The following is a 17,290-nucleotide window of genomic DNA, read 5'->3' as shown; positions in this document are numbered from 1 at the left end:
AAGCGCTTTTGATTTTTGATATATTTTTGTGAGGACGAAGTAAGACAATATATAAAATAGTCAGTTCAAGCCAGGGTATAGTTGTTTAGTTTAAAATAAGCATCTTATAATAAAGCTATAGCATATAGTAGAGATTTTAAACAAGGAGCATTAGATTACATCAAAGAAGGACACAGCCATGTCGAGGCAGCTAAAATTTTTGATGTTGGCGACAGAACTCTCTTCACGTGGGAAAAGAAAGACGTGAACAAGGATACTTAGAGCGAAAAAAGCGAGTAGTCAAAAAGCGAAAGATTCCTTTAGAGGAATTGAAAGTCTTTGTAGAGGCTCATCTAGACGCTCATCTAGACGCTTTTTTACGGGAAATTGTGGCACATTTTGATTGTGCTGTCCCTTCAGTCTGGGCAGCTTTAAAGCAAATTCATATCACTTTAAAAAAGATGACTAGCTTTAAGGAACAAGATTCTGAGAAAGTCGCTGAATTTCTTGATATTTTGGATAACCTAAAAGATTTACCAGTCGTATATATTGACGAAACGGGAATCGACCGCTACCTCTATCGTCCTTATACACGGGCTTCTAGAGGGGAAAAAGTCCATGAAAAGATTAGCGGACTTCAATTGTTGCAGGACAAGTAGATGGAGAGTTTATAGCTCCCATGATTTACAAGGAAAGTATGACGAGCGATTTCTTTGTGGAGTGGTTCAAAACGTAGCTCTCGCCTACTTTGAAGACACCTCATGTCATTGTCATGGACAATGCTAGTTTTCATCCCAAGAACATTTTGGATGAAAACTGCATTCAAGATAAACACTTTTTCTTATCTCTACAGCCTTATTCCCCAGATTTGAATCCTATTGAGCAAGTTTGAGATATTTTGAAGAAGAAAGTGACTGATTTATTAAGGGAAGTCCCAAATATTTTTGAATGTTTGGAACGCTTTTTTAAAACTAAATGACTATAATTATAAAATGCTTATTGATTTTGATTTAAAATGAGTCAAAAAGCCGTTGCACAACGGTTTTTTGTTATAATTAAATGAAGAATGTAGAATAAAAGGAGAATAACATGACTTTCGAAGAAATTCTGAAAAGTGTCTAGGAATGGCTTCAAATAGGAGTTTATAGGCTTTATTTTTGTGGACTTTTTGAAAAAACATAGTCACAAATGACCTATAATATTCTCCCAAAGTCCATAAAAAGGGGAGTAAAAAAAGACCTAAAATAGGTCAATAATTTACGAGTTCAGCAGGCAAGAACTAGCGTAGTCATCAGCTACGCTTTTTTAGTTGTTTTTGCTTATCTGATAGGTTTATTATACCAAAAAAGGGAGTGTGTGACCTCACGGTCTAACTCTCCCTAATCGGATAGACTATGCAAGCCTCAAGCTGTGAATATATTATACCATGTTTATCACGCGCATTGGTTGTTTTAGCTAGCGAAAAGGTGAGATAGCTAAAAGCGCGTGGTTATCAATTTTGTTGATCTTAGCAAGTCATTTTCAAGCGAATATCACGCGCAAAACTACTATATTTTACTGCTTCTTGGTTCTATAGCTCTTCCTTTTCTATTTCCTCTCTGCTTATTCTAGCTAAAAGATTATAATAAGGGTGTCCTGCTGGAATAACAGGGGGATTTTTAGTAAATTCTTCTTGTGTTAAGGTTGTTTCTTTGTCTAATATTGTACCGTCTGCTAGTTTGGTACCTTTAGGGACAATATGTGATATTGTTGGGTTCCATTTTTCTTTAACTTTTGCCATGTTAAATACTCCTTTATGGTAAAAACAGAACCGTCCCACCTCCTACTGCAGAATGAACTGTTTCAAGGGGAGATGGAAAAGCCCTGTTTATAAGTCAATTATATCATAGTTAATTATTAAGCATGGATTTTTTTATCAGCAATAGCATCTGTTAGGGTCTGTGAGAAGTTCAACCCTAGGTCACGCCCTAATGTATCCGCCCAACGTGGAATGGTTAGGGTTTTTTTAACAGGCTCTTGACTGCCTAGATATTCTGCAACGTCAACCATAACCATAGAGATAAAAGATTTACTAGGATCATAGACTAGATCTATGTCCTCATCATCCTGGAAAGGGTTGTTAGAAGCCAAAGATAAAGCGTTAATAGGAGTAGGGGTAGGAATTTCTCGCCCATTCTCGATATAATCAGCTAGGTTAATACCGAGCCAATCGCTGGCCATTGCCATAGCGTCTGCCATATCCTCCCCTTGAGTTGCTGAATGTTCAAAATCTGGGAAAGTTACAAAGTAAGGGGCGTTAGCTCCGTCTGTATCGTCATAATAAAATAAAGCTGGATAAGTGACAAGCATAGTTTACCTCCAAAATCAAAGACAAGCGGGGGACTGCCTTTATTACAGTCCTGCTTGCTTTCTTATCCCTCTTTCAGTGTACTTATTAAGTTCACCATGAGGGACAGTGATAGGTCTTTCCCCTTCCTTCTCCATTTTAACATGGGAGCCTTTACCGCCTTTGGTTTTTATCCAACCATGAGCCGTAAGGAGTTTGACCATCTCTTTTTGTGTCATAGGCATAGCGCTTTTACCTCCTGACAGTATTATTATAACACGTATTACACGTATTGTAAAGAGGTTTTACTCATTATTCTGTCGCGTTACAAAAGCCCCTAGAATCGTTTCTAAGAGCTTCTAGTTGTCCGTTGTGTTTTTAGTCATCTGCCCCAAAACAAAGCGAAATAGGGGCAAATATGAAGTCTAGGGCTCCCTATACGCACTAGTTCCTGTAGTAAGGTTAAATCAATCCCCATTTACCATACCTGTTAAGTGTTCTATAGCTTCCTGCCTTACTCGATATACCAAAGATTTAGATTTCCCTATTTCCTCAGCAACCTGCCAAGCGTCGAGAACATTCAAGTAGAACAGCCTGAGGACGGAACGCTCAAGCGGATTGGCCAGCTTATCGATTAACCTGGATACTTCCATTCTCTCCTCAGTAAGTCGCTCAATTCTCTGTAAAGTGTCCTCTTTTAGCTTTAGAACACTTATAAGGTTATTCTCTGCTGTATTTACCCTGCTTGTTTGTACTCTGGTAGTGCTCAGTTCTTGCTTTTTGATAATACCACCTTCCAAGGCTTCCAATTCCAAATATAAACCTTTAATTTCTTTATTGATCCACTTAACGCCCTCTAGTTTTTCTTTTACCTGCTCTGGTGTCATGCCTTGGCCTCCTGTGTGATATAATAATATTATTGAGATTATAGCTGAGGCGGAGTGCCTTGGCTTTTTTGCATTTTCTCTATGTTCGCTCTAGCTTCAAGCTATGTAATCTTCTCATTTGTCAGGCATATTTTTTGCCACTACCTTACCAAAACCTTACCATTGTAAAACTTCGATACCTCACCAAAACCTCACCATTCTATGGTTCTAAAAAAGTAGCTATACCTTGTGGTAACCTTGGGGTTCTATCACTAGAAAAAAAGCCCTGTACCTTGGTAAAACCTTAGTATTTTTAAATACGCAACCTCATACTTTTTATATATGCAACCTCACCCTTATCTCACCCTTTTTTGGAACGCTTACCGCACTCTTTTTTTGGAACGCTCTACTTACTTAAATCCTTGATATATCTAGCTTTTTTAACATTTAAACCGTCTAATATGTAGTATTTGTTTGTTTTGTAAATTGCACCCTACTACAAATTATCTCAGGGATCTCAAACCATTCAGCCAAAAGCTATCTCCTTTTCTGGTGTAGTTAACAAACTTTTGATAATGCTTGTAATATCGTTTCTGTCTCATGTATTTTGGTCTTTCTGGGAAACTATCAAACATATATCCGCCACGTCTAGGACTCCACCCAGGTTCTACCTTTCTAGCTTCTTTCAGTGCAAGCTCCCAGTAGTATTGACAATCTGTTTTACTTCGATTCAGTGTTGATTTGTGTGTTTTCTGGCATGATCCACAACCATATAGCAAAAGTCTCTTATAGAGTTTTCTGCATCGATTACCACAAATAGGACAGAGAAAGAAGTAGCGATTCCCTCCCTTGGTTCCTGGTATACTTGCTAAATCAAAATGATTACTCCCAAAGGTGATATACAGGTTATCTAAGTCTATCTCTAGTTTTCTACCGTCCAACTCAGCTATACCATGACTGATATTCTTGTTTTTCATTGGTTTTATAAATGTTTCAATAGCTATTGATTTTATAGTTTTCATCCGCTCCAAAATCTCCATATACAGAAAAACCCAAATCTATTGGGATAAGTAGCAATTAAACCACAAAAAGAGGCAATGCCCCTTTGTTACTATTCTTCACTGAGTAAGCCACTTACTATCACATCACGGACAAATTGGGCTTGTTTTTCTTTGGGCAGTTGCAAAGCTTCAAGTAAAGACTCCAGAACTTGCTTGTCAGTGCCTGCAATCAACTTCTTAATGATATTCTGGAACTGTCCTTCCAAGTACTCGCAAAAATGTATTCGCTGTGCTTGTGTTGGCTGCACTGGTACTGGTGAACTATCTGCAATCAGCAAGAAGCAGGCTTCCGTGATTTGGGCGAATAGCTTTGCACGCGCTTCAGGGTTTCTGTATAATTCATAGGCGTTGATGCTGGTGTCTTCCGTCCGGAGCTTCTCACCTAGTTCAATCAGTTTAGGCGTATCTTCAAGACATACTGGTGTTGCATCCGCCATAAAATAGTCACGTTTGTGATTGAGTTCCTCCAGTTCCTGATCTGCCTGTTCAAAGTATGCTGGTTCTATCATGGGATTCCTCCTTTTTTTATTTGGTTAAAAATTACGCTTCATCCTCTTGTCTTTGATGTCTGTCATGTTGTATACATTCCCCTCTGACCGTTTGCCAATTCGACTGACTAGCTTGTCATTATAAATTCTGGCCAACTCTTTTCCGTTGTGGTTGGTATTGATGATAGTTGTTTCCCGCCTATCAAAAATCTTGAAAAGAAAGGTCTGTACCCAGTTATTAGCCTCATCTTTTCGGCTATTCATAACGCTTTCTGTACCTAAATCGTCAATAAAGAGATAGTCAACCTCAGTCAGCAGCTTCAAGGCGTCATACTCTGTAAAATCACTCTGCCTATACTGCCAACCTGACTGAATGCGCGTGACGATTTCAGCAATGCTGACAAAGAGGACGCTCTTAGGGTCATTCTTAACCTTATAACCCTCGTTGATGGCTTTGGCCATGGAATAGCATAAATGACTTTTACCAGTGCCTGGTTTGCCCATAATCAGCGTGTTTCCTGTCATGCCATTTAGGTACTGCTTAGCTTGCTTGATAGCAAACTCCTTGGCCTCGTGTTCCTCTTTTGTCTCGGCTTTGAAAGTGCTAAAAGAGGCCTCTCTCAGCTCATTTGACACCGTACTTTCACGCACTAGCACATCATAGGTTGAAGAGTCCAGATCATGCCCTAGGGCTTTTTCTATGCCCTCTAGCTCCGTCTGTTTAATGTTCTCCCTAGTACATTCCATGCAGTAGGGTGATGTATAACCATCTGGCTTTTTGAATTGTACCAGGTTAATCTGATGAGTTGGACAAAGCTTATCAGTCACCTTTATTTTTTCATTAAGCTGGTCTGTATTCAGTAATTCCATTGATTCTCCTCTCCGTCAGTAGATAAACGGGTCTTGAATATCGTCATCAGACTTTCCTTGTTTCTTTTGCTGAAACAGTCTCTGTTCATCTTCGACTTGTACCATGGTTCTAATACCATTCTGTCGCCAGTTCTTGAGTATTGAATTGATATAGCTAAAAGATCGCTTGCCGTTATCTGCAGCCTTGTCTATGGCAGTCTTGATAACCTCTAGCTCTATACCGTCGAGAGTGAGATAGTCAGTCAGTATTTGATATTGTTGCCCATCCATAACCCCTATACGCTTTTGGTAATAGTTAGAGATTTCAGCAGTAGGAGCAGAAGAAGTTTTTTTCTCTATCTCTTCTTCTAACTCTTTCTCTTTCTCTTTCTCTATCTCTATCTCTATCTCTGTCTTACATGTAGTTGACAATGTTAAACCTTTAGATAACATTGTAAGATTTTCCTTTTGTTCTCGTTGCTGTTTCCGATATTCTCGCATGTATGCTGCTTGGTTGGTTTCCTGCTGTACCAGGGCTTTAGCCTGGGGTAGTTCTGCGTTTTTATCTTCGTCAATCTGTATTAAACCGCATTTTGTAAAGTATGCCATGGTCATATCTATATCATCTTCTGATACATCTAATTTTAGGGCTAACTCTTCCTTAAGATTATCAAAGTAGCCCTCGTAGTATAAAATACAGTCACTCTCTAAGCTCTCTAGCATGAGCCTAATATAAATAACTGTCATGGTGTACCCACCCGGTACAGCCTTTAGTCTCTTGATAAAAATATTATCAAAAAATTTCTTATCAATTTTTAGCCAAAAATATATTTTTGTTCTTGCCACGTTTTACTCCTTATGATTCTTTATCAGCTCCTAGAAATATTAGAATATCATCGATTCTATAAAAGACTTTGCGTGTATCCTCGATAGGAGGAGTGAACCTTTTGAGCCCTGCACGTTCCCAACGTTTTAAGGTATTGTAGTCTATCTCTAACTCTTCCTTGAGTTGTTTAGGTGTCATTAGCCCTGTTATACGTTGTTTAGGCTTTAAATAGTCTTTTAGAAAGTTTTCTACCAGTTTTAAGATGCCACGTTTTAGACTGTTTTCACTTTCTTTGCTTAAACTGAACATGTTCATCAGCTCCCTTCAACAGTTGCTTGTAACTCTCTAAATCGGCATTTAAAAGGACGGTTAGGCGTTTCTGTTCTTCCTGTACCTGGTTATAGAATGCCTTTGCTCCATCCAGTAGCTCCTCTTTGTTAGCTGGTATAAAGTAGCCTCTAAAAGCTCCGTGACGTACCCCAGCGATAGGAACACCGTAGCGCGTGATCAGACGGCTGATAATATCCTGGACGGTTCTTTCTGCTAGTTTGGTGATTAGGCTGATTTCTGCCCCTGTTATGGAGTTTTCAGCCCCTACCTTGATTAGTCTTAATACTCGCTTGTCATTCATTGTTAGACTCATTCAATTCCTCCCCATACGTTTACCCCTGCAAGCTGGATATATCGCCCATAATCAGGGTTTAAATCCTCGCTAGGTGTTTCTATCGTCTGTTTGCTTTCTCTCTCAATTTGGGCGCTTTTTTTGCGGTCTCGGTAGTTTAGATAGATCAGCAAGCCAATCAATACCACGGAAAAGATAACCGCCTGTGTATTGGTTAAATCTAGCTCATTCATTTCATCGCCTCCTCAAACTGCTCTATAAGATGATCTTTACTTACTTTCCGCTTAGCATTTTTAGAATTAAAAAGAATATCTTTTAAGGTTATAGTAGCCTCCGAATACTCCTTTTCAGCATGTTCTATATACGCCTGTTGCTCTGCTTCGTTGTCAAAAAAGTGCTTGGCTTGGCGTTTAAAGAAGGCTTGTCGCATAGCGTCCATTTCAAAAATACCAGGGTGGAAAAACATTCCCGTAGTGCTTTTAGAAACTGCCTCGATTTTATGGCGTTCATTCAATTCAGGAAGTTCAATCCAAAGTAAGCGGTGTAAATTTTCTTTGATAGCTTTTAATTGTCCTGATAAGAGTCCTATTCTTAAAAAATCATTGTTTTCGTCTGCTTGGTGTAATTCCATACTAATTCTATCCAAGCTTTTAGCGATAATATCGTATGTTGTTTCTGTCATGTTTTTTACCTCTGTTTCTTTGTCTATGTAATTGCCCTGCAGGGCTTGTCATGTTTTGACAGCTTTTTAATGTCTTTCTTGCCTTTTACTATACCGATTGCCCACGCCCAGAGTCGCCGAAGTTTGAGAGCGTGAGAAAGTACCAGTTTTAAGAGTTGGCGCTCTCCGTATGGTCAAATTGCCCTAAATATGCTATAATCTAGGTATAAATCTTTACTAAAACCTCTTTAATAATAGCTTGCCTGCTTTGTTAAATTCGTTTTAGTGTTAGTGCGAAAGGCTTTGCTGATTGGTCTCGGTAAGCCTTTTTTGTTGCAATCACGCGCTTTCTTGGCGTGTTTTTTTATTTCTGAATGCCATAGCCTTAATTTCTTGATAACTCATATTCAAGCCAATCATGGCTATGACCATGTCCTCAAAGGCTTGATATTGCTCCAGCTCGTCACTTGTCAAGCTATCAATGCCATTATAGCCCTCACGTTCTTCCCCTAACTGCTTCGCGTTCCTGTCGGTTACTGCCTTCAGTAGCAAGTTGTTCATGGTGCTATGCGCGTGCTTGGGTGCTTGTTCCCAGTTCTCAATACTGTCATGCAGTGTTTTTCTTTTTGGCTTTTCTAGCGCCCTCTGCATATAGTCTTTCGTCTGTTGTCCACTTTGTAAAGGTCGCATTTTAAATGACACCTTTCCAAATTGCTCCAATCGGCCAATCTGTTTTCTAATGTGTTCCTGTATTGCATGGTGTTTTATTCCAGCACATTCAGCTATGATTGCACTCGTAGTATACGGCTCTTTCTTACCGTCCATGTAGACTAATTCCATGTTTTTAATCCTTTCTTTAGAGTTAAGTTTAAAGTATCGTGCAACATTATATAACCTTTTTTCTAAAAAAATATATCTTCAAGTTTTATGTCGGGGAACAATGATAACAGTAGATTTTTAAAAACTAGTTTTTCAGAATCTTTAAAAGTCACATATCCTTTTTCCTTGTTCATATAACTTTGCTTGCTAATTCCAAGTGCTTCACCCATTTGTTTTTGGGTCATTCCTAACATGTTGCGATAACCTCTGACCTTATTAGGTTTGTACATAACAATCTCCTTTCTTATAACCTTATGCAACCAATTTTAGTCTATTTCAAATTGAATGTCAACACTTTTGTATAACTTTTTAAAACATTTTGTGGATTTTTAGCTTTCTGTTTGATACAATATGTCTGAAGCAAACAGGAGGCTTTGATTAATGAATGATATTGAAGATAAAAAAATAATTGGATCTCGTATAAAATCCATACGGCAAGAAAAAGGGATGACTTTAGAGGAGTTCGGGAAGCTCTTTGGAGCAGGAAAAGGTCTAGTTTCTCGATGGGAAAACGGGCTTTCTATCCCGAATCCTGAGCGTCTAAAGTCTATAGCTAAGATTGGAGATATGACTGTAAGTCAATTATTACATGGGGAACGCGGAGGAAGTCATTATAACTGGGAAGCTGTAGAAGAACTTTTTAAAAAAATTTTTAATGGTGCCTCTATTGATAAACCAGCCTTACAAAGAACTCAAGCAGTTGTTGACAAGGCTTTCTTCTTAAATTTTGGTATAGAAGATATAGTTAATATCTATTTGTTCCAAAAAAATACCTCTAAACCTTTGGAAAGTCTTGAAGACTTGCAAGATTATTTTGAGAAAACAGTGGATGGATTATCAACTTATTTAGAAGGATCTACTGGTACAGAATTAATGGATTTAGAAATGCAGATAGCATTTTTAAACAGTTATGCATATAAAATCAAAAAGTACCTTGAAACCGGTGAATGGGCTTCTGATATCATTTCTAATCTTAAGGAAAAATCTAGAAAAATAAGAAAAGATGATTAGTTTCTTAACTTCAGTGTATAGAAAGGAAAATAGATGGAACCTGCTGAATATCTAAAATCTAGACTGGATAATCAAATTGATTGGTATGATACAAAAAGCAAGTATCATCAACACCGATTTAAGATTCTAAAATACATAGAGGTATCAATGGGATTCTTAATACCATTGATAGCAATCGCTAAGCCGATTCACTTTGAATTTTTTTCTGCTGCTTGCGCAGGGATTATGCTACTTTGCGAAAGTTTTATATCAATTTCAAAACACCACGATAATTGGATTGATTACCGCAGAACCACAGAATCTTTAAAGCATGAAAAATATATGTTCTTAACAGGAACAGGTGTATATAAAAACGAAAAAGATGATTTCGCACTACTTGTTGAGCGTTGCGAAACCATCATATCTAGCGAAAATATAAACTGGGCTAATCTTCAAACAGATACAACCCAAAGAAAGGAATAGAAATGGCAGATAAAGTTTTTGTAAGTTACAGGGCAGACGACGAAGGAACTAAGCACAAGAATCTTCTAGTTGCGTGGTCTGCAAATGATTATTTTTTTCCAGAAATTAAATTTCATGATACCTCTATCGGAACTTCTATCAATTCGGTTAATGCAAACTATATCAAATCAGTAATAAAAGACCGAATAAAAGAATCAGATATCTTGTTATGTCTTGTTGGAGGAAATACTGGAAGCTCAGACTGGGTTAATTGGGAAATCGAAACCGCCTATAGCATGAATAAAAAAATCGTAGCCGTTAAAATAAACCGTCACTACGATACACCTATTTCTTTATATGGCAAGGGAGCTAAATGGGCTATGGATTTTTCGAAAAGTGCAATCGTAAAAGCCTTACTTTAAAATCTCATAAGTTTTTTGAAAAATATCTGGCTTAACTGGATATTTCTCTCCGTTAACACCAGTGATAATCCAATCGCCAGGAGAAGCCTTCATGACACCTTCTAAAGTTTCAATATACATTTCTATGTCAGTTTGAACTGCATCTACTACTACAGGCATCTTACGAACTTTAACCATGCTTTCTCCTCCTGAGTTTTTGATTATTATAGCATAAAAATTAGTATTTCCAAAATGGGAACAACTGAGAATCTCAATTAGTATGGGGCTTAAATTTTGATTTTGCAATTTCTTCATTTTCGCTCGGAGTTCAACGCCATATAAGCTCCATATCCGCCTTGTTTCTTATTATGGTACCAATTGCCGTCTGACTTCTTAAAATCGAATACAGGGAAAACTGTGAAGCCCTAGCATGATTTAAACCACAATCTAAAACCTTTTTAATAATAGCTTGCCTGCTGATGTTTTTTAGAAAGGTTTAAAACATGCAAATAACTGAAGTCAAAAAGAAAAACGGTACAACGGTGTACCGTGCTAACGTATATCTAGGAGTTGACCAGGTAACAGGGAAGAAAGCTAAAACAAGTGTAACGGGTAGGACAAGAAAAGAGGCCAAGCAGAAAGCAAAGCACGCGCAAGATGATTTTATATCAAACGGTTGTACAGTGACCAAAGTAGTACCTGTAAAGAATTATAAAGAGTTAGCTGATCTATGGCTAGACAGTTACCAGCTTACAGTAAAACCTCAGACTTTTTTAGACACTAAGAGGATGCTCTACAATCATCTTATACCTGTCTTTGGTACTCTGAAACTGACCAAGCTATCTGTTAGCTATATACAAAGCTTTATCAATGATTTATCGACTCAGCTAGTTCACTATGCCGTGGTTCATTCAATAAATAGGCGTGTCTTACAGTATGGGGTATCTCTCCAGCTCTTGCCATTCAATCCAGCTAGAGACATTATTCTTCCTAAACAGCCTAAACGTGAGAATACAGCAATCAAGTTCATAGCTTCAGACAATTTAAAGGATCTGTTGGTCCATATGGAAAAACTGGCATTTAGGAAATATAGCTATTATCTTGATTATGTTCTGTATAGCGTCTTACTTGCTACTGGGTGCCGTTTCGGTGAAGTAGTAGCCCTGGAATGGTCTGATATTGACTTAGAGAATGGAACTATAAGCATTAACAAGAATTACAGTAGATTATTAAAGTTAATAGGTACACCGAAAAGCAAAGCAGGAGTTAGGACAATCAGCATAGACAAGAAAACAGTCAACATGCTACGTCTATACAAGAATAGGCAACGCCAATTATATTTGCAGTCTGGGGCGCGTGCTTCGTCTGTGGTGTTTGCAACACCTACGAGAGAGTACCAGAATCTGGCAACCAGACAGGAGGCTTTAGATCGACGGTGTGCTGAGATTTCTATTCCTCGCTTTACTTTTCACGCTTTCCGCCATACTCACGCTAGTTTATTGCTAAATGCTGGTATCAGCTATAAAGAATTACAATACCGTTTAGGTCATGCTACTTTAGCTATGACCATGGATATATACAGCCACCTATCTACGGATAAAGAAAAAGAGGCGGTTTCATATTTTGAAAAAGCCATGAATAGCTTGTAAGTCCACAAAAAGGTGAACAAATTTATATTTCAGAACTCATAGGCTGACTAAAAAGCTTATTAAATCAACGTTTATAGACAACAAAGGAGAAAAACATGACATTTGAAGAAATACTGCCTGGGTTAAAGTCTAAGAAAAAATATGTACGTACTGGTTGGGGAGGTGCTGAAAACTATGTCCAACTTTTTGACACCATTGAACAAAAAGGGGTTGCACTTGAAGTGACGCCCTATTTCCTAATCAACGTGTCTGGAGAAGGAGAAGGTTTTTCCATGTGGAGCCCGACACCTTGTGATGTTTTGGCGACGGATTGGGTAGAAGTGCATGACTAAACGTGTACTCATTACAGGAGTGAGTTCTGGTATTGGACTAGCTCAGGCTCGACTCTTTTTAGAGAATGGCTTTCAAGTTTATGGAGTGGACCAAGGTGAAGATCCACTCTTAGATGGTGATTTCTACTTTTTACAGAGAGATTTGACCTTGGACTTGGAACCTGTTTTTGATTGGTGTCCTCAGGTGGATGTTTTGTGCAATACTGCTGGAGTTTTGGATGATTATAAACCACTTTTAGAACAATCAGCTCAGGAAATTCAAGAGATTTTTGAAATAAACTACGTGACTCCAGTTGAGTTGACTCGGTATTATTTGACGCAAATGCTGGATAATAAAAAAGGGACCATTATCAATATGTGTTCCATCGCTTCTAGCTTAGCAGGCGGTGGTGGACACGCCTATACTTCCTCTAAGCATGCCTTGGCTGGATTTACCAAGCAGTTGGCTCTAGACTATGCTGAAGCTGGGATTCAGGTCTTTGGTATCGCTCCAGGAGCAGTCAAGACGGGTATGACTGCTGCCGACTTTGAACCAGGTGGTTTAGCGGACTGGGTGGCTAGTGAAACTCCAATCAAACGCTGGATTGAGCCAGAGGAAGTAGCAGAGATCAGCCTTTTCTTAGCAAGTAGAAAAGCAAGCGCCATGCAAGGACAAATCTTGACAATAGATGGTGGCTGGTCTTTGAAGTAGGAGGAGTTAGATGGATATTCAAGAAATCACAGAAGAAAATGCATGGCCATTAGTCTTGAAGGTTAAGTCTGAATTATTAGGGTTTCCAGAACTGGGCAATACTTCTTACATGAATTGGAAGGTGAATGATGAAAAACCAACTTGCTCTTAGTGGAGAAAAAATTCTTGAAAAAGTTTATCCTCAAGTATTTCACCACATTGGAATGATTCGTGGGGAATACTTGTTGAGAGAGCTCAACCAAAACATACTATTACCAAGTTGCCAGCAATTTGTAAAAGATTATCTAGACACTATTTGCTCCTTGTACTCAGATGAAGAAGTTTGGTATCGTTTTACTGAATTAACGAATACAGAAGCCAATTGTTTAGAGGGGACTAAAGAGTATTTTGATGAAAATCATCCCTTATTTGGATATAGAGGAACTAGGCGTTTGCTGGCGTGTCCGGATGAATTTCAGGCTGAAGCACATGTCGTTACAGAAGTTTATCAAACCAATCCCAATCTATCTGTTATCTTTCCTTTTGTCAATGATGCCGACCAATTAAAACAAGCTATTACAGTATTGCATCAGCAGGGTTTTACTGGGAAAATTGCCACGATGATTGAATTACCGTCAGCGTATTTTGACTTGGATAGGATACTGGAAACGGGCATTTCAAAGATTGTAGTTGGAATGAATGATTTGACTTCTTTTGTTTTTGCCACTGTGAGAAACAGTCAATGGCATGATAAGGAAAGTCCAATAATGTTAGATATGTTGAGACAGATGCAGGATAAAGCAAGGAAGAATAAGATTGATTTTGCTGTAGCAGGCTATCTGAATACTTCTTTCATACAAAAAATGAATCAGATGGGTATTGAATGCATTCTCCATTACAGCTCTATTCCGGAGATTTTTAATTTAGAAATTGACCACCCAGATCATCTTAAACACATAAAAGAAGAAAGTAAAAAATTACAAAGGAGCACCCATGACACCGCAAGAAATGTGGAATGCATACAAGGAAATCAATCCTTCGATCGGAGATGAAATAGATGCTTGGGCTTTTGGAGTAGAAGCCGATCTCTTGGCAGATTTAGTCCTAAGAGGCGAAAAGACAGCAACAGCTTCAGCCTATGACCTCTACGCACTAGAAGGCGAGTCTCTTCCGCAAGAAGGTACCTTTGACATCATTTTAGATAGCCAAGATCAGGCTGTCTGTATTGTCGAAATTACAAAGGTTTCTGTTGAACCCTTTAATAAAGTTTCTGCTGACCATGCCTATAAGGAAGGTGAGGGAGATAAGACACTTGTCTATTGGCGCCAGGTTCATGAGGACTTTTTCACAGACTGTTTGGGTGAAGCAGGATTGATTTTTACACCTGAAAGTAAGGTTGTTTTAGAAGAATTTCGCAAGGTCTACCCCCTGTAGACTGTAGAAGGAAGAAAGTTTTGGAAATCGCTGTCCAATCCTTTTTTCTTAGACAAAACATGATATAATAAGTTTGTTTGAAGAAGAGTAGCAGCTCTTAAACTTAGATAGGAGAAAACTATGCAAGCAGTTGAACATTTTATTAAGCAATTTGTTCCTGAACATTATGATTTATTTTTAGACTTGAGTCGTGAGACCAAGACGTTTTCAGGGAAAGTGTCCATCACTGGGCAAGCACAGAGTGACCGCATTTCCCTTCATCAAAAAGACTTGGAAATCGCTTCTGTAGAACTTGCAGGTCAAGCTCGTCCATTTACAGTTGACCATGAAAATGAAGCCCTTCATATTGAACTTGCGGAAGCAGGTCAAGTTGAAGTGGTTATCGCCTTTTCTGGTAAAATCACAGACAACATGACAGGGATTTATCCTTCTTATTACACAGTTGATGGAGTCAAGAAGGAAGTCTTGTCTACTCAGTTCGAGAGCCATTTTGCGCGCGAAGCTTTCCCATGTGTGGATGAGCCAGAAGCCAAAGCAACTTTTGACCTCTCTCTACGTTTTGACCAAGCAGAAGGTGAATTGGCCTTGTCTAATATGCCAGAAATCGATGTTGAAAATCGTAAGGAAACAGGTATCTGGAAGTTTGAGACAACACCTCGCATGTCTTCTTACTTGTTGGCCTTTGTTGCGGGTGATTTGCAAGGTGTGACGGCTAAGACTAAAAACGGTACTCTTGTAGGTGTTTACTCAACGAAAGCCCACCCACTATCTAACCTTGATTTCTCACTGGATATTGCTGTTCGCTCTATCGAGTTTTACGAAGATTACTATGGAGTTAAGTACCCAATCCCTCAATCTCTCCACATCGCCCTTCCTGACTTCTCAGCTGGAGCTATGGAAAACTGGGGTCTTGTGACCTACCGTGAAGTTTACTTGGTTGTGGATGAGAACTCTACCTTTGCCAGCCGTCAACAAGTTGCCCTTGTTGTGGCCCATGAATTGGCTCACCAATGGTTTGGTAACCTCGTAACTATGAAATGGTGGGATGACCTTTGGCTCAATGAAAGCTTTGCCAATATGATGGAATATGTCTGTGTAGATGCCATTGAGCCAAGCTGGAATATCTTTGAAGATTTCCAAACAGGTGGAGTGCCTCACGCTCTTGAACGCGATGCGACTGATGGTGTTCAGTCTGTCCACGTCGAAGTTAAACATCCAGATGAAATTAATACGCTCTTTGACGGAGCTATCGTCTATGCCAAAGGAAGTCGCCTCATGCACATGCTTCGTCGTTGGCTAGGTGATGCCGATTTTGCCAAAGGTTTGCATGCCTACTTTGAAAAACATCAGTACAGCAACACCATTGGTCGTGACCTTTGGGATGCTCTTGGTCAAGCATCTGGCCGTGATGTTTCAGCCTTCATGGATTCTTGGTTGGAACAGCCTGGTTACCCAGTTCTCACTGTTAAAGTTGAAAATGATGTTTTGAAGATTTCACAAAAACAATTCTTCATCGGTGAGAACGAAGATAAGAACCGTCTCTGGGTTGTGCCACTAAACAGCAACTGGAAAGGTTTACCTGATACACTTGAAACTGAAAGTATCGAAATCCCTGGCTACGCAGCTCTTCTTGCTGAAAATGAAGGAGCTCTTCGTCTCAATACTGAAAATACAGCTCACTACATTACAGACTATCAAGGAGACTTGTTAGATGCTGTTCTTGCTGACCTAGTTGATCTTGATAACACAAGCAAATTGCAAATCGTCCAAGAACGTCGTTTGCTTGCTGAAGCAGGGCACATTTCTTATGCTGACTTGCTCCCAGTTCTTGATAAACTTGCTAAGGAAGAATCTTACCTTGTCGTTTCAGCTGTTTCTGAAGTCATTTCTGCCCTTGAGCGCTTTATCGATGAAGGAACAGAAGCTGAAAGAGCCTTCAAAGCATTGGTTGCTAAATTGGCTCGTCACAACTATGACCGTCTTGGTTTTGAAGCTAAAGACGGAGAATCAGATGAGGATGAATTGGTTCGTCAGTTGGCTGTTTCTATGATGATTCGCTCAAATGATGCAGAATCTAGTCAAGTCGCTAGCCAAATCTTCGCAGCTCACAAGGAGAATCTTGCAGGACTTCCAGCAGCTATTCGCTCACAAGTTCTGATCAATGAGATGAAACATCATGAGACAAAAGACTTGTTAGCACTTTATCTTGATACTTATACTCATGCAACAGATGCTGTCTTTAAACGCCAGTTGGCAGCAGCTCTTGCATACAGTACAGATGCGGATAATATCCAAACCTTGATTGCTGCTTGGAAGGACAAATTTGTGGTTAAACCGCAGGACTTGTCTGCTTGGTATTACCAATTCCTAGCTCACCAAGCAACTCAGGAAACAGCTTGGTCTTGGGCGCGTGAAAACTGGGCTTGGATTAAGGCAGCTCTTGGAGGAGATATGAGCTTTGATAGCTTTGTTATCCTTCCTGCGCATGTATTTAAGACTCAGCAACGTTTGGCAGAGTACAAGGAATTTTTTGAGCCACAACTTTCAGACCTTGCTCTTAGCCGTAACATCGGTATGGGAATCAAGGAAATTGCAGCGCGTGTTGACTTGATTAACCGTGAAAAAGCTGCAGTGGAAGTAGTCGTTCTTCAATACGGAAACGCATAAATAAGCCTAAAATAAAAAGAAAACTCAGCTATCTCATGTAAAACTCTTCGAAAATCAAATTCAAACCACGTCAGCGTCGCCTTACCGTACTCAAGTACAGCCTGCGGCTAGCTTCCTAGTTTGCTCTT

At 39.2% G+C, this 17,290-nt stretch carries 24 protein-coding genes and 2 pseudogenes; 11 read left to right on the top strand and 15 right to left on the bottom strand.

Annotated features, from left to right (window positions below; translation table 11 throughout):
* The first annotated feature begins 117 nt into the window (after positions 1 to 117).
* Positions 118 to 958, top strand: a pseudogene (locus ACAM22_RS05765) (IS630 family transposase).
* 591 nt (positions 959 to 1,549) lie between these two features.
* Here the strand turns inward: ACAM22_RS05765 and ACAM22_RS05760 are convergent.
* The 14 genes from ACAM22_RS05760 to ACAM22_RS05695 form a co-directional block, all read right to left on the bottom strand.
* On the bottom strand, positions 1,550 to 1,759 hold the full coding sequence (locus ACAM22_RS05760; protein WP_075232023.1) for a hypothetical protein: 210 nt from the start codon (positions 1,757 to 1,759) through the stop codon (positions 1,550 to 1,552).
* Between the two features lie 116 nt (positions 1,760 to 1,875).
* Positions 1,876 to 2,328 carry a type II toxin-antitoxin system HicB family antitoxin gene (locus ACAM22_RS05755; protein ID WP_261050117.1) on the bottom strand — a complete coding sequence of 151 codons (453 nt, stop codon included), beginning with the start codon at positions 2,326 to 2,328 and terminating at the stop codon, positions 1,876 to 1,878.
* Between the two features lie 42 nt (positions 2,329 to 2,370).
* Positions 2,371 to 2,550: a type II toxin-antitoxin system HicA family toxin gene (locus ACAM22_RS05750; protein WP_001132280.1), complete on the bottom strand. Its 180-nt coding sequence runs from the start codon at positions 2,548 to 2,550 to the stop codon at positions 2,371 to 2,373.
* Positions 2,551 to 2,772: 222 nt separating this feature from the next.
* Positions 2,773 to 3,192, bottom strand: a complete 420-nt coding sequence (locus ACAM22_RS05745; RefSeq protein ID WP_261050115.1) for a DUF1492 domain-containing protein — start codon at positions 3,190 to 3,192, stop codon at positions 2,773 to 2,775.
* Positions 3,193 to 3,674: 482 nt separating this feature from the next.
* Positions 3,675 to 4,184 (bottom strand): hypothetical protein, encoded by a 510-nt coding sequence (locus ACAM22_RS05740; protein WP_261050413.1) that lies wholly within the window; start codon positions 4,182 to 4,184, stop codon positions 3,675 to 3,677.
* A gap of 98 nt (positions 4,185 to 4,282) precedes the next feature.
* Positions 4,283 to 4,741, bottom strand: coding sequence for a hypothetical protein (locus ACAM22_RS05735; protein ID WP_261050113.1), 459 nt, complete (start codon positions 4,739 to 4,741; stop codon positions 4,283 to 4,285).
* A 24-nt stretch (positions 4,742 to 4,765) separates the two neighbouring features.
* On the bottom strand, positions 4,766 to 5,590 hold the full coding sequence (locus ACAM22_RS05730; RefSeq protein ID WP_261050112.1) for an ATP-binding protein: 825 nt from the start codon (positions 5,588 to 5,590) through the stop codon (positions 4,766 to 4,768).
* Between the two features lie 15 nt (positions 5,591 to 5,605).
* On the bottom strand, positions 5,606 to 6,415 hold the full coding sequence (locus ACAM22_RS05725; RefSeq protein ID WP_369606498.1) for a DnaD domain protein: 810 nt from the start codon (positions 6,413 to 6,415) through the stop codon (positions 5,606 to 5,608).
* A gap of 10 nt (positions 6,416 to 6,425) precedes the next feature.
* Positions 6,426 to 6,704: a MerR family transcriptional regulator gene (locus ACAM22_RS05720; RefSeq protein WP_261050109.1), complete on the bottom strand. Its 279-nt coding sequence runs from the start codon at positions 6,702 to 6,704 to the stop codon at positions 6,426 to 6,428.
* Entirely contained in the window at positions 6,679 to 7,038 is a 360-nt protein-coding gene (locus tag ACAM22_RS05715; RefSeq protein ID WP_261050101.1) for a DNA-binding protein, read from the bottom strand. Before ACAM22_RS05715 ends, ACAM22_RS05720 begins: the two co-directional genes overlap by 26 nt.
* Positions 7,035 to 7,250, bottom strand: a complete 216-nt coding sequence (locus ACAM22_RS05710) for a hypothetical protein (protein WP_261050100.1) — start codon at positions 7,248 to 7,250, stop codon at positions 7,035 to 7,037. Before ACAM22_RS05710 ends, ACAM22_RS05715 begins: the two co-directional genes overlap by 4 nt.
* The gene (locus ACAM22_RS05705) at positions 7,247 to 7,699 is read right to left on the bottom strand and encodes a hypothetical protein (RefSeq protein ID WP_261050098.1); all 453 of its coding nucleotides are present in this window, start codon (positions 7,697 to 7,699) and stop codon (positions 7,247 to 7,249) included. The genes ACAM22_RS05710 and ACAM22_RS05705 overlap by 4 nt, the downstream gene beginning before the upstream one ends.
* Positions 7,700 to 8,017: 318 nt before the next feature.
* A complete protein-coding gene (locus tag ACAM22_RS05700) occupies positions 8,018 to 8,518 on the bottom strand; it encodes a hypothetical protein (protein WP_261050095.1) in 501 nt (166 codons plus the stop codon).
* A gap of 62 nt (positions 8,519 to 8,580) precedes the next feature.
* Positions 8,581 to 8,787 (bottom strand): helix-turn-helix transcriptional regulator, encoded by a 207-nt coding sequence (locus tag ACAM22_RS05695; protein ID WP_000277811.1) that lies wholly within the window; start codon positions 8,785 to 8,787, stop codon positions 8,581 to 8,583.
* Between the two features lie 151 nt (positions 8,788 to 8,938).
* On the opposite strand from ACAM22_RS05695, the gene ACAM22_RS05690 reads away from it, so the two are divergent.
* From ACAM22_RS05690 to ACAM22_RS05680, 3 genes are read left to right on the top strand one after another with little or no spacing between them, the layout of a single operon-like run.
* The gene (locus tag ACAM22_RS05690) at positions 8,939 to 9,568 is read left to right on the top strand and encodes a helix-turn-helix transcriptional regulator (RefSeq protein WP_261050094.1); all 630 of its coding nucleotides are present in this window, start codon (positions 8,939 to 8,941) and stop codon (positions 9,566 to 9,568) included.
* A 33-nt stretch (positions 9,569 to 9,601) separates the two neighbouring features.
* Positions 9,602 to 10,030 (top strand): DUF4231 domain-containing protein, encoded by a 429-nt coding sequence (locus ACAM22_RS05685; RefSeq protein WP_261050093.1) that lies wholly within the window; start codon positions 9,602 to 9,604, stop codon positions 10,028 to 10,030.
* 2 nt (positions 10,031 to 10,032) lie between these two features.
* Positions 10,033 to 10,431, top strand: a complete 399-nt coding sequence (locus ACAM22_RS05680) for a TIR domain-containing protein (RefSeq protein ID WP_261050091.1) — start codon at positions 10,033 to 10,035, stop codon at positions 10,429 to 10,431.
* Here the strand turns inward: ACAM22_RS05680 and ACAM22_RS05675 are convergent.
* Complete coding sequence (locus tag ACAM22_RS05675; RefSeq protein WP_261050090.1) at positions 10,423 to 10,608, bottom strand: PGDYG domain-containing protein; 186 nt, start codon at positions 10,606 to 10,608, stop codon at positions 10,423 to 10,425. The two genes, ACAM22_RS05680 and ACAM22_RS05675, sit on opposite strands and share 9 nt — an antisense overlap.
* 305 nt (positions 10,609 to 10,913) lie before the next feature.
* Between ACAM22_RS05675 and ACAM22_RS05670 the strand changes: the two genes are divergently transcribed.
* From ACAM22_RS05670 to ACAM22_RS05640, 7 genes and pseudogenes are all read left to right on the top strand, one after another.
* On the top strand, positions 10,914 to 12,059 hold the full coding sequence (locus ACAM22_RS05670; RefSeq protein ID WP_261050088.1) for a site-specific integrase: 1,146 nt from the start codon (positions 10,914 to 10,916) through the stop codon (positions 12,057 to 12,059).
* A 95-nt stretch (positions 12,060 to 12,154) separates the two neighbouring features.
* Positions 12,155 to 12,391, top strand: coding sequence for a DUF2829 domain-containing protein (locus ACAM22_RS05665; protein WP_261050086.1), 237 nt, complete (start codon positions 12,155 to 12,157; stop codon positions 12,389 to 12,391).
* On the top strand, positions 12,384 to 13,082 hold the full coding sequence (locus tag ACAM22_RS05660) for a 3-oxoacyl-ACP reductase (RefSeq protein WP_261050083.1): 699 nt from the start codon (positions 12,384 to 12,386) through the stop codon (positions 13,080 to 13,082). The genes ACAM22_RS05665 and ACAM22_RS05660 overlap by 8 nt, the downstream gene beginning before the upstream one ends.
* Positions 13,083 to 13,092: 10 nt before the next feature.
* Positions 13,093 to 13,233, top strand: a pseudogene (locus ACAM22_RS05655) (NUDIX hydrolase); the annotation flags it as partial.
* A complete protein-coding gene (locus ACAM22_RS05650) occupies positions 13,211 to 14,113 on the top strand; it encodes a putative PEP-binding protein (RefSeq protein WP_261050412.1) in 903 nt (300 codons plus the stop codon). The pseudogene ACAM22_RS05655 and the gene ACAM22_RS05650, both read left to right, overlap by 23 nt.
* Positions 14,055 to 14,495, top strand: coding sequence for an ASCH domain-containing protein (locus tag ACAM22_RS05645; RefSeq protein WP_261050081.1), 441 nt, complete (start codon positions 14,055 to 14,057; stop codon positions 14,493 to 14,495). The genes ACAM22_RS05650 and ACAM22_RS05645 overlap by 59 nt, the downstream gene beginning before the upstream one ends.
* A gap of 120 nt (positions 14,496 to 14,615) precedes the next feature.
* Positions 14,616 to 17,162, top strand: coding sequence for a M1 family metallopeptidase (locus ACAM22_RS05640; protein WP_369606497.1), 2,547 nt, complete (start codon positions 14,616 to 14,618; stop codon positions 17,160 to 17,162).
* Positions 17,163 to 17,290 lie beyond the last annotated feature (128 nt).

Source organism: Streptococcus sp. SN-1 (genome assembly GCF_041154385.1).
Classification (GTDB): domain Bacteria; phylum Bacillota; class Bacilli; order Lactobacillales; family Streptococcaceae; genus Streptococcus; species Streptococcus mitis_CT.
Note: the sequence above shows the minus strand (reverse complement) of the source record. Positions and strands in the feature narration are given on the sequence as shown.